We start from the raw sequence: 13,667 nt of genomic DNA, 5'->3' as shown, positions 1-13,667 counted from the left end.
ACCACCAAAAGGAAAAAACCACGCTTTTCCCTCTTCGTCAGCAACTTTAACGTGCCAGCCAGCCGCCGTCGACGGCAACGGTGTAGCCGTTCACGTAGTCCGACGCCGGTGAAGCCAGGAACACGACCGGCCCCATCAGATCCGATGGAAACCCCCAGCGCCCCGCAGGAATGCGATCCAGGATCTCGCTGCTGCGCGCCGCATCCGCTCTTAGCTGCTCGGTGTTGTTGGTGGACATATAGCCCGGCGCAATCGCATTGACGTTGATATTGTGTTTCGCCCATTCATTCGCCATCAGGCGGGTGATGCCCATAACGCCGCTTTTAGACGCGGTGTAAGAAGGCACGCGGATCCCGCCCTGGAAGGAGAGCATCGACGCAATATTGATGATTTTCCCTCCGGTTTCCTGCTTAATAAACTGCTTCGCCACCGTCTGAGAAAGGAAGAAAACCGTTTTGAGGTTCACATTCATCACGTCGTCCCAGTCCTGCTCCGAAAACTCGAGCGCATCCTGGCGACGAATGATCCCGGCATTGTTCACCAGAATGTCTATGCGCCCAAAAACGGCGGCGGCGTCGTCGGCCACGTTTTGCAGATTCTCATAGCGGCTCAGGTCGGCAGAGATATTCACAAAACGCCGCCCCAGCGCTTCAATTTGCTGGCGGGTTTCCGCCGGTTCTGCAATGTTAACGCCAATAATGTCGCAGCCCGCCTGCGCCAGGCCAACCGCCATGCCCTGCCCCAGTCCGGTATTACAGCCGGTCACCAGCGCCACTTTTCCTGTTAAAGCAAATTGATCTAAAACCATGGTGTACTCCTTGCGTGCGTTAGTGATTTAGCGAATATCTTTCATGGCGATGTGGTCCATATCGTCGAACGTTAAGTTTTCGCCGATCATGCCCCAAATGAAGGTGTAGCGTTTGGTCCCGACGCCAGAGTGAATGGACCAGCTCGGCGAGATCACCGCCTGTTCGTTGTGCATGACAACGTGGCGTGTTTCCTGTGGTTTGCCCATCATATGGAAGACAATGGTGTCTTCATCCATGTCGAAGTAGAAATAAACCTCCATGCGGCGTTCATGAGTGTGGCTGGGCATCGAGTTCCAGTTGCTGCCCTCCTCCAGCCTGGTCATGCCCATGCTGAGCTGGCAGGTGTCGAGTACCTCCGGCACCAGATACTTGCGAATGGTGCGCTTGTTGCAGCTTTCCAGGCTACCTAACGCCGAAGCCACGGTATCTGCGGCGGTGATTGTTCTCGTTGGATACGCGTGGTGGGCCGGCGCGCTGTTGTAATAGAGTTTGGCCGGCGTTGCGCTGTCCACGCTGGCGAACGTTACCTCCCGGGAGCCTTTACCGATATACATCGCTTCTTCTTTTTCTACGCGATATTCGGTGCCATCGACGGTAATCACGGCGGCACCACCGATATTAATCAACCCCAGCTCACGGCGTTCGAGGAAATAGTTCACGCCGAACTGTTTGCCCACTTCCTCGCTAATTGAAACGCTTTTATTTACCGGCATAATGCCGCCAATCACGATGCGATCAATATGGCTGTAAACCATCGTGTATTTATCGGCCTCAAAAATCTTTTCAACTAAAAATTCTTTTCTAATCCCGGCGGTGTCGAGCGTTTTAGCGTGATCGCTGTGAATACTTTGTCTGATATCCATGTATAACTCCTTAGTCTGTGGTCATTTCAATGCGAGCGTGTCCCTGGCGGGTATATGCCATTAAGGGAATAGATTATTTAATTTGAATGTCAGGTATATCTTTAGGTGTTTAGATGAATACTTAAGGTGCAGATTGTTTGACGACAACAACCTTCTGGCCGGTCTTCTCTTTTTTAACCTGTTTTGCCCAGAGTGCGGTAAGAATCGGGACCAGGATAGACGTGACAATCACACTGGTGGCCACCAGGGCCGTAGCTGCCGGTGCCGCAGGCGCAAATTCTGGCACCATCTGAGCAATTAATACCGGCGTGGCCACCGCGGCACCTGCGGTACTTGAGGCCGCTATGCCCGCCGTGCCATCGCCGCCGCCGAGGAGTTTATCGGCAAGAATCAGTGGGATCCCGGTGACCACAATCACCAGGATGCCCAGCAGGATCCCGGCCAGACCGGTTTCGAAAATGACCTGCAGCTTAATGGTATTGCCGAGCGCAAAGGCGAAGAATGGAATCAGGGTTTGTACCGCCCCGCCAAACATTTTCCGCAGGTCGGGATCGAGGTTACCCAGCACAAATCCGACCAGGAAAGGCAGCACCGCCCCCACAAACAGCTGCGGCTCGAAAGAAGCAATCCCGGCGGTGCCCAGTATCACCATCGTCATCAGCGGCCCGGACTCCAGCGACATCAGCACAAAGGCGCCGGACTCTTCTTTGGAGCCGTACTGATTCATCAGCGCGGCATATAGCCCGCCGTTTGTCATGTCCATTGCCGCAACCAGCGCCAGGGTGGAGATGCCTGCAAAGAGTCCGGCTTCAACGCCGCTCAGCGGCAGAAATGATCCGACGACCATCGCCACAACCCACGCGGTAGCAATCTTGGTCACCACCAGTACGCCGGATTTTTTCAGCATCGTCCCCGTGGCTTTGAGCTCAATCGACGCCCCCATACAAAAGAACCAGACGGCAAGGATCGGCACCGTGCCGGTAATAAGGCCATTGGTAAATGACCCAAGATATTTGCCGGTGCCGGGAGCAAATGTATTACACAGGGCACCTAAAAATAGCGGCACGAGCATTAATCCCCCGGGGATTTTGTCTATTGCCATCTTAATTTGCATCTTTGTTTCCTCGATAAAATAGTTTATAAATGGGGTTTTTATTGCAAAATCCCAGAAGTAAACCTCCGGGAGTGATTCCCGGATAATTTACGGCTTGATTAATACAGATTAACTATTTTGTTATAGGCCTGGACTTCAGGCCAAAGTTTAATGCATTTGATATTCTCTCAGTGGTTGCCAATAAATGACTTAAGTACTCTTCTTTTTTGCCATTAGTAAATTGTGAAACCATTCCCGTCAGCCCGATGGCGCAAAGCACATTGCCTTTGACGTCAAATACCGGGGCGGAAATACAGCGAATTTCATTGATATTTTCACCATCGTCATAGGCCCAACCCTGCTGCTTCACCAGGGCGAGATGCTCGATAAAAAGCGACTTATCGGTGATAGTCGACTCTGTTTTCTTCACGAAAGTGGCCCTGGACAGAATCTGTTCAACCTGTTCGCCAGGGCGCCAGGCCAACAGAATTTTTCCCAATGAGGTGCTGTGCAGCCGAATGCGTTTCCCCTCCCACGAGGTTAATATAATCGCCTGCGGCGACTGAATTTTGCTGAGGAAAAAGGCTTCATCACCTTCCATAATGCCCTGGTGGCAGGTGAGCCCGGTGAGTTCGACCAGCTCGTGCAGGTAAGGAATGGCCTCAAGGCGAATGTCCAGCCCGCTTGCCGCCAGCCCCCCCAGTTCAAACAAATGCAACCCGAGGGCGTAACGCCCGTCGACGCGCAGGCGGAGCATGTGCGTGGCAGACAGAACCTCCAGCAAATGATGGGTGCTGCTTTTCGGGATAGCCAGCTGGGTACTGATTTCGCTAAAACTGGCGCTGCCTTTTTCCGCAATAAAATCAAGAATAGCCACCAGTCTGACGGCTGCCGGCGCTTTACTCTCTTTTAAATCCTCGGGAATATGCATGTTTATTTCCATTCAGAGACTGGTTTTATATATAGAACGATTTTTGTTTTATATATCGAACCTGTTTTAATAACCTGCTTAAATACGTTTTGTTTCATATATAGAACTGCGCAATTCATATGTGAAACAATATACAGAAATTAGCCTAAAAAACGTTATGTGAAGCAACTTATTATCCCGTCAGACTGTTTATGATTTAAATGCGTGAGGAAGATCACATTTCTATATTTTATGAATGTCTTTGCCCTCCGGGAGTGGTTATTTAATTAAAAAGAGCACCTCACATATTGAATAAAGGATGTTATATGATTGTTGGAAATATTAATGAACTGCGGTTAAACCCGTGGCTTCCGTCGAAAATAAACGCGTCTTTGGATTATGTTTTGAAAAATATCAATGCTGACTCTCTGGCAGGGAAATACGAGATTGACGGGGAAAATGCGTGGGTGATGATCATTGAGGGGAATACCAGGCCAGCCGCTGAAGCCCTCCCGGAGTACCATGAGAAATATCTTGATGTGCAAATTGTTTTAACCGGACAGGAAGGCATGGCGTTTAGCCTGAAGCCACCGCATACGGAAGTTATGGAGGATAAACTAGCGGAGAGTGATATTGCTTTTATTAAAACGCCGGATGATGAAACTATGCTGACGATGAATGCCGGTGATTTTATTATTTTCTATCCCGGGGAAGTCCACAAGCCACTCTGCATGCTTAATGACACTGTTTCCTCAGTCAAAAAAGCGGTCATTAAGATCGCGAAAGATTATTTGTAATACGCGCCCGGACAGCCTGTTTGAGGCTATGTCCGGGGGTAATAAAACTAACGCGTCAGGCTAAAGCTTTCGTCGATAAGCCCGAGGATTAATTCATCCGATACTTTCTCAATCAATACCGTTACCCAGTGCTCTTTATTCATATGATAAGCAGGTAAAATACCCGACTGCATTCTCAGTGAACCAACGGCACCGGGCATCACTTTCACGTTGAGGATATCGACGACTTCATCGCTTTCCAGCCCCAGCTTTGCGGCTGAAATACTCAGCACCACGCCAAACCATTTACGCTTATAGCGATGGCGCAGCACGGCGTAATCCTTAAATTTATCCCACGGGTAGTCCGGCTCGACCTGATACTTCTCAAATACCGCCGCGAACAGCGCTTCTCGTTTCATCGTTTTTCCTTAACCGACGACCCGGAAAACTTATCCGGGCCCGCGGCTAGTATAACCACAATTATTCGCAGTCGGTGCCTGGGTTAACTTTTTACTGTGAGCATTCACCAGCCAGACGGAGAAACAAACAATGACTGCCCCGATGATAAACGCTTCGCTGATGGTTTCGTGCAAAATGAGGTAGCCCCACAGCACACCAAACGGTGGAATGAGAAAAGTCACCGTGAGGCTGCGTAATGGCCCGATATCGACAATTGTGACGAAATTTTCTGGGATTCTGGCGTACAACCCCTAATCTATCAGAACAGAGAGGTGTTACCCACAACCTGCCAAATTCATTTATATTGTCACAACCGCCTTGCAATAACTGTACATGAAATATGCAGAATCATATTTATGCCAAGTATACATCATTGCGGCAATATAATGATGTGAACGAGTAGAAAATAACATACAGAAATTGCGCTATCGCAACCCCGCTCTAAAATCAAATGGTTTTTCTGTAAATCTTACGAAATCCTATGATATTTTCATTAAAAATATCAAGTGCTTTACCCTTCCCAACTTGAGTGGTTATTTGGTTACTCTCTTTTTTAAATTTTGCATGTTCATCAACCCAGTCACCTTTTTTAAAAGGTAAGTCAGGGAAGAAGTTTAAGTCTCCTTTATTTGTTACCAATGCAATCTCTCTAATTTTCGCCCATGCCCCAGGTTTTAAAGTGAACTGGACAAGAGTACCATTATATTTCAATGAATAAGCTATTGCGGGAGAAATTGAAGTTTCGGACGTCCCGATTAATTTTTTTCTCGTTTAAAAGATGCTCATAATCAGTCTCAGACATTGTTCTGAAAACCATTTCATTATTATCGGCATCATGCTCTAACACTGGCTGAAACCATTCGCTCTCACCACGAACTGGTACGCCTAAAAGTCCGGATCGCGTGGAATTCATTCCTAGGCCAGAAAAATCTTTAACGTAATCAGCCTGGTAATTTTTAGTACGGTTAGAAATAATATTAGCGAGTTTTGATAGCGTTAAAGGTAATGGCTTTGATTTGTAACTAGAAATACTTTCATCAGCTTTTTGTGTAGCATGAGCATTACGTTGTCCACGTAACTCTCTAATCCCCCCCATAAATTCTATGACATCTTTAGTGTTAAAATAGTTAAAATCTTTCACGGCGTTTTTTGCTATATCCTTTAAGGACATAGGAATATTTTCATCATCATGCGTGCTTTTATCAGACTTTTTTTTGCAGTAAGCGATTCATTTTTGTAAGCGTACATTTTAAACCTCTCGATATCCAGATTAGAAGCTAAGGCTTGGGGACAACGAATGTGTCACCCCTACTAACCGCTACCAGCGCCTGGTCCAGGCCGGATTTTGCCGGTTTGACCCCGTCAACCCTTTATCAAGAAATCTGGTCCGGGGAGACTCCGGGTTTCACCAGCGACTCCTGCTGTGCGGTCAACTACTGTTTGTCGGTAGAGCAACGGGCATAGCCAATGCGTATTTGTGTCAGAAATATGTACTTTTAAGGGGCAATGGAAGAGATTGATACCGTAACAGTGATGTGAAGAACATTAGCAGAGATTTTCTCTAATGCGCAATTTTAATTTTTACTGCCCGCTAAGCGATCCCCTTACGGATATATTTGGTACGAGGGCAGGATGACATCCCATGGAATGGGGATAAAGGCAAAAGGCTCTCTGTTTTAACTGATGCAGAAAAATTCGCACTTTATAGCCTGCCTGGTTTTGACAAAGGCCAGCAAATGGATTATGTGTAGCTCACGGCAAAAGAAGGAGTCTTCATAAAAAGGAAGCTGGCACCCCATGCTGCGGCAAGAAATAACAGCCTGATATAATCTGACACACGCATGTCTTCACCCTTCCCCATAAAATAAACGGTTGTTTATTATTTTGCTGGCTGAACCCCGTTCAGCCAGCAAAACTTTAAACGAGCATCCGCTAAAGAAAAACCGTTTTCTGTTTGGGGAGAATTAGTTAGCAAGATTTAGGGGAAAGTAGACGACCCGCCAAACTCGAGATAAATTTTTGCCAGATTCTGGAACTGGTTGAAACGGTTTTCATCCAGCAACAGTTCTGCCTGGCGGCGTTTTTCCTGGGCATCCAGCCAGAATGAAATACGTGCCGCGCCCTGACGGTAGCGCACTTCATTTAAGCGCTCTGATTTACGCGCCAGCTCAAGCCCTTCCCGGAGCCTTATCTCTTGCGCCAGTAATTGATTGTGCAGGGAGAGTTCGTCTTCAAGGCTGCTCATCGCTTTATAAAGCGACTGTTTAAACGCCAGCACCCGCTGCTCGTAATCGTTTCGGGCAATTTTCACCTCCACGCCCCGCTGCCGCCATTCCAGGAACGGCAGCGTCAGACTTGCGCCAACGGAAGCGAGGGGATTATGCAGCACGTTTAGCAGCGAGCTACTGCCGGTACCAAGCGATCCCGTCAGGGTGAATGCGGGATAGTATTCGGTGCGCCGTATATCAACATTGGCCAGGGCTTCCCGCACCCGCCACTCTTGCGCGCTGATATCGGGCCGATGCATCAGTACGCTGGCAGGAATGTTCGCGTTAACCTGCGGCAGAGGGCCGTTGGGCAATTTTGTAGGCTCAACCACTGAGCTGCCCGGAGCGGTACCCAGCAAAACGGCCTGCTGATTCAGAACCTGCAGGCGCTCTCGCTGCAATCCAGTGAGCCGATTCTCCTGCGCGAGTAAACTTTGCTGCGCGTCCACAACATCCAGCGCGGAAGCACCTCCTGCACGATAACGAGCCCCGGCAAGGCGAAGCGTTTCTTTTGCATAGCCGATGCTCTGTAGGAGGACATTGATTTGTTGGTTCACAAAGCCAATGCGCCAGTAATTATTGCTGGCCTCTGAAAGCAGCGTCAGGCGCGCGGCGCGTAAATCTTCTTCGCTGGCATGACTTGCCCACTCAGCCGCATCGCGCTGACGGGCTATTTTCCCCCAGAGATCAATCTCATAGCTGGTGCTGAGACTCGCGGCGCTGCTTTTTGTCCAGCCGGACGCGTTATTGAGCTGATTTTTCCCGTCTACGCCCAGTGAACCTTTTAGCCCGGGATCGTGGGTGATACCGACGCTTTCCGCGTCGAGTCTCGCCCGGTACACCCGCAGTACGGCAATCGCGACATCGTTATTGCTGGCCATGACCTGGCGCAGCCAGTTATCCAGGTGGGGATCGTTAAACGCTTTCCAGTCAAACGGGGCCAGGTCGCCGGTAGCATCGCCCTTGTCCCAACTGGCGGGATAGCGTACTTCCGGAGCGTGATAGTCGCTTTTAAGCGTATTTGCACAGCCTGCGCTGAGCGCGGCAGAGAGGCACAAAGCCAAAGGTGATAAAATTTTCATAGGTTACTCGCTGGCCAGTGAAACGACCGGGTCCATCCTTGCCGCTTTGCGGGCGGGGAGATAACCGAAGATCATGCCGATTAACGTTGAACAGAAAAACGCGACAGCGGCGGCCTGCCACGAATAAATAGCCGTGAACATCCCGCCTGCCAGGGCGGTAAATAGCGCTCCGGCAGCGTACGACAGCGCAATACCTAACGCGCCGCCAATCAGGCAAACCAGTACGGCTTCAATCATAAACTGCTGCATGATGTCGCTCCGCCGCGCGCCTACCGCCATACGCACGCCGATTTCATGGGTTCGTTCGGTGACCGATACCAGCATGATGTTCATCACGCCGATACTGCCGATCATCAGCGAAATGCAGGCTACCATCAGAATTAAAATGCTGAAGGTCATCGACGTGCGTTCGATTGATTTTCTGATCTGTTCGAAGTTATAGAGCTGGAAATCTTTTACGCCGTGGCGCTGAGTAAGTAGCTGGGAGATAGCGCTCACCGCCGCTTCGTTTGCCACATTGTCTTTTAGCCGGACGCTGATGCTGGTCAGCACCGGTTTGCCTACCATACGGTACATCACCGTGCTGTAGGGCATCCACACGGTAATGCGGTTTGGCGCGTAGCTCCGGTTATTGCTTTGGGCAATGCCCACCACCCTTGCCGGCACGGAACCAAGAAAAACAATTTGCCCCAGCGCCTGTAGTCCGGCAGCGTCAAACAGCGCTTTGCGGGCGTTTTCATCAATAATCACTTCCTGCAGGGCATTACGATCGTCCCTGAAGGTGGACCCTTCCAGAAGCTGAATGCCATTAACGCGGAAGTGATCTCTCCCGACGCCGTTGATAGACGCGGTTGCAGACTTACCCAGAAAACGAATGTTGTCTGAGGCGCTTACCTCCGGGCTTACGCTGTCGACAAATCCCTGCTTTGCCAAAGCCTCTGCGTCAGCCGGCACCAGAGTACGAATGCCCTCAATGCTGTCATCAAAGAAATCTCGTCCGGGATAGATACTCACCACGTTGGTGCCCAGATCTTTAATATTCTCCAGCGTCTTTTGCTTCGCGCCCTCGCCCAGTGCCACGACGGTCACAACGGCGGCAATACCGAAAATGATCCCGGTCATGGTGAGCGTGGTGCGTAAACGATGCGCATTCATCGCTTTGAGCGCCATTTGCAGCGATTCACGCGTGCGGTCGAGCAGACTTTGCCAGCGGCTTTGGCGGGTGCGATTAGGCGGCGGCAAATTTTGCGTGGCGGTGACCTTACTGCCGCTGTCGGCGATGATTTCGCCGTCCCGCAGTTCGATAATGCGCTGAGCGTGCCGGGCCACTTTCATGTCGTGGGTCACCATCACGACCGTATGACCACGCTGGTTAAGTTCGCTCAGGATGGCTAACACCTCCTGACCTGACTGAGAATCCAGCGCGCCGGTCGGCTCATCGGCCAGAATAATCTCCCCGCCATTGATCAACGAGCGGGCAATACTGACGCGCTGCTGCTGGCCGCCAGAAAGCTCGCCGGGCTTATGGTGCTCGCGGCCTTCGAGCCCAAGCCTGCCAAGCAGTGCGGCGGCGCGCAGCCGGCGCTTGTCACGCTCGGTGTTGGCATAAATAGCGGGGATCTCAACGTTGCCCAGCGCGCTAAGGTCAGGCATCAGGTGGTAGCGCTGGAAGATAAAGCCGATATGCTCCCGCCGAACCCGGGCCAGCTCATCCGGCGAAAGCTGGGCGGCGTTTTGCCCGCCAATGTAGTAATCGCCGCTGTCGGGCACGTCGAGACAGCCCATGATATTCATCAGGGTCGACTTACCCGAACCTGATGCACCGATGATCGCCACCATTTCCCCGGCGGCGATGGTCAAATTGATATTTTTCAGGACGGTTAGCGCCTGGCCGCCGTTGCCGTAGGTCCGGCTAATGCCCTTTAGCTCGATGATGTTACTCACAGCACAAACCCTTCCCCAGGCGCTTTCTCACCCGGCTGTGACAGCACGACATTTTCCCCGACGTTTAGCCCTTCGAGGATCTGAATATCGACGCTGTTGGTGATCCCGGTTTTCACCTCTCGGGTCTCCAGCTTGCCGTCAGCGGTCAGCACCTGTACCTCTTGCCTGTTGTTTTCGCCTTTACGTACCGCCTGAATCGGGACCAGCAGCGCATCTTTGGCTTCACCGGCCAGCAGCGTGACCTGTGCCGTCATGGCAATACGCAGCCGATTTTCCGGATTAGGCACGTCGAGCAGCGCGTTGTAGTAAACGGAAGCATTTGAGGTGCCAGACCCTGATGCCGTACTGCTCCCGGCAAGAGAGTCATCTTTCATGACCGATTCCGGCGCCAGCTCAACGGTGCGCAGCGTCGCGTCATAGTGCTTGTCCGGCTCAGAGAAAATCGTGAAACGGGCCTTTTGCCCCGGAGAAATACGGGTAATATCGGCCTCAGAGATCTGTGCTTTGATGGTCATCACATCGAGACGAGCCAGCTTGATAATCGTCGGCGCACTCTGGCTGGAGTTCACCGTCTGCCCCTGCTGCGTGACCACGGCAATAACGACGCCGTCCATTGGCGCAACGACACGGGTATAGCCCAGATCGACGGTTTTCTTATCTACTTCGATTTGCGCCTGGACCAGCCGGGCATTCAGAGACAGCAATTCTGCCCGCGTGGTGGCAAGCGTGGCTTCCGCAGACTCAAAATCTTCGCGCGAACTGGCGTCCTCGCTCAGCATTTGCCGCTGGCGTTTGAACCGCAACTCAGACTGTTTCAGGAGCGCTTGCTTAGCCTGTAGTTCGGCTTTGACCACATTGAGCGCGGCTTCGGCGTTACGCAGGTCGTTACGCTGGGGCACATCATCAATGTCGGCAATGGACTGCCCTTTGGTGACATGGTCGCCCAGCTTCACTTTGAGCGACTTGACCTGGCCTGAAACCTGCGCCCCGACGTTAACGCGTTCGATAGCATCAATTCGCCCGGTGGCCAGGACAGCGTTTTCGATATCGCCCTTGCGTACGGGAGCCGTGACATAGTCGGGTACATCCGGGCTTCTGAGGAAGAAGAACAGAGCGATGATGAGGGCGATGATCGACGCCGCGGCCACGGCAATGGCACGGCGAGATAAGTATTTCGATAACATTGAGCAGGTTTTCCATAACAATAAAAGCGGCGATCCCAGAAACTCATAGTGAACGCCCCAGTCTCTACTGGAGCTAAACACGTTTCATCTGTTTGGATTTTAGTCAGGTCGGCACAAAAGGCTACCTGTTAAGTCACTGAGACTCATGCCGCGTAATATTGTTCCTGCCAAAAGAGATTATTCTGCGTTACTCAGGCTTTGTCGTGCAGCGGCAATGACAGCGTAAACGTGCTGCCGCGCCCGGGCTCGCTGACTACGCTGATTTTGCCGCCGTGCAGTTCCGCAATGGTTTTTACAATCGCCAGCCCCAGCCCGGTGTTTTCCGTGGCGCTGCGGGAGGCTTCTCCCCGGAAAAAGCGATCAAAAATCAGCGGCAAATGTTCAGGTTTGATACCTTCTCCATCATCACTCACGCTTAATACCACCCGTTCATCGGCAATTTTTGCGCTGAGCGTGATATGCCCTTTTTCATGCGTGTGGCGCAGGGCATTAGAGAGCAAATTTGAGAGCGCCCGCTGGATAAGCTGCGGGTCAGCATAGAATGAAACGTCTCCCCGGCTTTCGAGGGCGATCTCTTTTTCTTCCGCCAGAATGTCGTAGAAACCAATCAGCCTGTCGAATTCATGGGCGCTGCTAAGCCATTCGGCATTCAACACTTCGCGGCTGTTATCTGCCCTGGCAAGGAACAGCATGGAGGAGATCATCCGCGAAAGTCGCTCACCCTCTTCAACGATGGCGGCCAGCGTCTCCTGGTACTCCACGGCGCTGCGGTCTTTGGTCTGAATAACGCTGGCGGCCGAGATCAGGTTATTGATCGGCCCGCGCAGCTCGTGGGCAATGTCCGAGGAAAAGCGGTTTAGCTGATGGAACGAGGCTTCAAGGCGCATCATCATGCGGTCAAACGACGCCGCCAGCGCGTTCAGCTCCGGCGGCCAGCGCTGATCCAGGATCCGGGTATGCAGATCGTTGGCGTGAATTTTCTCAATTTCGGTGGTGATGGTGCGCAGCGGCGCTAATCCCCTTCGGGCAAGCCACCAGCCAAAGGCCGCAAATAGCAGGATCGCCAGCGCGGCAAAAAACTGCATTCGCTTGTAATAAGTGTTGATGATTTCATTGTTGCCGGAGACGTTGAGCGCCGCCTGCACCAGCCATTTCTGGTTATTTTTCAGGGTGAACAGCGTGGAGGTAATTAAGTATTTTTGCCGGATATCCCCGGCGCGATAATGCCATTCCCGGTAGCTAAAACCGGGGCCCGGCAGCGGAAAGTCCTGCTCCGGAATAACCATATTGTTGGACTGCGCGTACACCTTGCCTTCCGGGCTGAAGATGCGCAGCGACAGGCGCTCCTGCCGCACCACGGACTCCAGCAGCTCGGTTTGCCACTCCTCCCCGTTGTCCTGCCGCTCGCCAATCGCCGTGGCAATTTCCTGCTGGAACTGGATAGAACTTTGCAGCTCCAGCTCATCTTTATGGTTGAGCTGCTGGCGCATGGTCGAATAAAGCACGCCGGACACGCTATAAAGCACGATGGCCATCGTGACGGAGAAGTAGAGCGTCAGGCGCGCCGTGATCGACAAATGCGACAGTTTTATCATCTGCGTAATTCCAGCACGTACCCCGCGCCGCGCAGGGTGTGGAGTAATTTATCCTCAAAACCGTCGTCAATTTTGTTGCGCAAACGGCGGATCGCAACGTCTATGACGTTCGTTTCCGGGTCAAAATTCATGTCCCACACCTGCTCGGCAATCACCGTGCGGGAGAGTACTTCACCCGAGCGGCGCATCAGCAGGCTTAACAGCAGAAACTCTTTTTGCGTCAGCTCTATTCGCACCCCGGCGCGGGACACTTTATGGCGCAGAAAGTCGAGCTTCAGATCGCCCACCTGCAGCAGATTTTCCTCAAGAATAGCCGTCGGCGGCGCGGAACGGCGCAGAATCACCCTCGCCCGCGCCAGCAGCTCGCTAAAGGAAAAAGGCTTGATCAGATAATCTTCTGCCCCCAGTTCGAGGCCGTGGACTCTGTCCTCCACGTCATCCCTTGCGGTCAGAAACATGATGGGTGTCTGTTTTCCGGCCTGACGCGCCATTTCGATTATCTTCCAGCCGTCAATGCCCGGCAGCATCACGTCGAGGATCGCCAGATCGTAATCCGTCGTCAGGAGATAATGCAGGCCGTCGATACCGTTGCCGGCAACGTCGACCACAAAATCGTTCTCGCGCAGCCCTTTGGCAATGTACTCCGAGGCCATTTTCTGATCTTCCACCAGCAGAATTTTCATCG

At 51.9% G+C, this 13,667-nt stretch carries 13 protein-coding genes and 2 pseudogenes; 1 reads left to right on the top strand and 14 read right to left on the bottom strand.

Annotation, left to right across the window (positions count from 1 at the left end; all coding sequences use genetic code 11):
* Nucleotides 1–46: 46 nt before the first annotated feature.
* The 4 genes from kduD to F3J29_RS06100 all read right to left on the bottom strand — a co-directional run bounded on the left by kduD (nucleotide 47) and on the right by F3J29_RS06100 (nucleotide 3,696).
* Entirely contained in the window at nucleotides 47–808 is a 762-nt protein-coding gene (gene kduD / locus F3J29_RS06115; RefSeq protein ID WP_166863863.1) for a 2-dehydro-3-deoxy-D-gluconate 5-dehydrogenase KduD, read from the bottom strand.
* A 27-nt stretch (nucleotides 809–835) separates the two neighbouring features.
* Nucleotides 836–1,672, bottom strand: a complete 837-nt coding sequence (gene kduI, locus F3J29_RS06110) for a 5-dehydro-4-deoxy-D-glucuronate isomerase (protein ID WP_166863861.1) — start codon at nucleotides 1,670–1,672, stop codon at nucleotides 836–838.
* 121 nt (nucleotides 1,673–1,793) lie between these two features.
* Nucleotides 1,794–2,786 carry a 2-keto-3-deoxygluconate transporter gene (kdgT, locus tag F3J29_RS06105; RefSeq protein ID WP_166863859.1) on the bottom strand — a complete coding sequence of 331 codons (993 nt, stop codon included), beginning with the start codon at nucleotides 2,784–2,786 and terminating at the stop codon, nucleotides 1,794–1,796.
* A gap of 112 nt (nucleotides 2,787–2,898) precedes the next feature.
* The gene (locus F3J29_RS06100; protein WP_166863857.1) at nucleotides 2,899–3,696 is read right to left on the bottom strand and encodes an IclR family transcriptional regulator; all 798 of its coding nucleotides are present in this window, start codon (nucleotides 3,694–3,696) and stop codon (nucleotides 2,899–2,901) included.
* A gap of 305 nt (nucleotides 3,697–4,001) precedes the next feature.
* Here F3J29_RS06100 and F3J29_RS06095 point away from each other — a divergent pair, with 305 nt between their 5' ends.
* Complete coding sequence (locus F3J29_RS06095) at nucleotides 4,002–4,472, top strand: NanQ anomerase/TabA/YiaL family protein (protein ID WP_166863855.1); 471 nt, start codon at nucleotides 4,002–4,004, stop codon at nucleotides 4,470–4,472.
* A 47-nt stretch (nucleotides 4,473–4,519) separates the two neighbouring features.
* Here the strand turns inward: F3J29_RS06095 and F3J29_RS06090 are convergent, their stop codons facing one another.
* The 10 genes and pseudogenes from F3J29_RS06090 to F3J29_RS06055 all read right to left on the bottom strand — a co-directional run bounded on the left by F3J29_RS06090 (nucleotide 4,520) and on the right by F3J29_RS06055 (nucleotide 13,665).
* Nucleotides 4,520–4,870: an MmcQ/YjbR family DNA-binding protein gene (locus F3J29_RS06090; protein ID WP_166863853.1), complete on the bottom strand. Its 351-nt coding sequence runs from the start codon at nucleotides 4,868–4,870 to the stop codon at nucleotides 4,520–4,522.
* Nucleotides 4,871–4,900: 30 nt separating this feature from the next.
* A pseudogene (locus F3J29_RS22715) lies at nucleotides 4,901–5,134 on the bottom strand (hypothetical protein); the annotation flags it as partial.
* A 223-nt stretch (nucleotides 5,135–5,357) separates the two neighbouring features.
* Nucleotides 5,358–5,621: a hypothetical protein gene (locus F3J29_RS06085; protein ID WP_166863851.1), complete on the bottom strand. Its 264-nt coding sequence runs from the start codon at nucleotides 5,619–5,621 to the stop codon at nucleotides 5,358–5,360.
* Nucleotides 5,611–6,081 (bottom strand): hypothetical protein, encoded by a 471-nt coding sequence (locus F3J29_RS06080; protein ID WP_166863849.1) that lies wholly within the window; start codon nucleotides 6,079–6,081, stop codon nucleotides 5,611–5,613. The genes F3J29_RS06085 and F3J29_RS06080 overlap by 11 nt, the downstream gene beginning before the upstream one ends.
* Nucleotides 6,082–6,669: 588 nt before the next feature.
* Nucleotides 6,670–6,753 (bottom strand): annotated as a pseudogene (locus tag F3J29_RS22710) (hypothetical protein); the annotation flags it as partial.
* Between the two features lie 135 nt (nucleotides 6,754–6,888).
* On the bottom strand, nucleotides 6,889–8,259 hold the full coding sequence (etsC, locus tag F3J29_RS06075; protein ID WP_166863847.1) for a macrolide efflux RND transporter outer membrane subunit EtsC: 1,371 nt from the start codon (nucleotides 8,257–8,259) through the stop codon (nucleotides 6,889–6,891).
* A gap of 3 nt (nucleotides 8,260–8,262) precedes the next feature.
* The gene (locus F3J29_RS06070; protein ID WP_166863845.1) at nucleotides 8,263–10,203 is read right to left on the bottom strand and encodes a MacB family efflux pump subunit; all 1,941 of its coding nucleotides are present in this window, start codon (nucleotides 10,201–10,203) and stop codon (nucleotides 8,263–8,265) included.
* Nucleotides 10,200–11,387: a macrolide efflux RND transporter periplasmic adaptor subunit EtsA gene (gene etsA / locus F3J29_RS06065; RefSeq protein WP_166863843.1), complete on the bottom strand. Its 1,188-nt coding sequence runs from the start codon at nucleotides 11,385–11,387 to the stop codon at nucleotides 10,200–10,202. Before etsA ends, F3J29_RS06070 begins: the two co-directional genes overlap by 4 nt.
* A gap of 191 nt (nucleotides 11,388–11,578) precedes the next feature.
* On the bottom strand, nucleotides 11,579–12,982 hold the full coding sequence (locus F3J29_RS06060) for a heavy metal sensor histidine kinase (protein ID WP_166863840.1): 1,404 nt from the start codon (nucleotides 12,980–12,982) through the stop codon (nucleotides 11,579–11,581).
* Nucleotides 12,979–13,665, bottom strand: coding sequence for a heavy metal response regulator transcription factor (locus F3J29_RS06055; RefSeq protein ID WP_166863838.1), 687 nt, complete (start codon nucleotides 13,663–13,665; stop codon nucleotides 12,979–12,981). Before F3J29_RS06055 ends, F3J29_RS06060 begins: the two co-directional genes overlap by 4 nt.
* Nucleotides 13,666–13,667: the final 2 nt, after the last annotated feature.

The organism is Enterobacter sp. Cy-643, assembly GCF_011752815.1.
Taxonomy (GTDB): Bacteria; Pseudomonadota; Gammaproteobacteria; order Enterobacterales; family Enterobacteriaceae; genus Cedecea.
The sequence above is the reverse complement of the archived record's forward strand: the minus strand, read 5'-3'. Positions and strand labels throughout refer to the sequence as shown.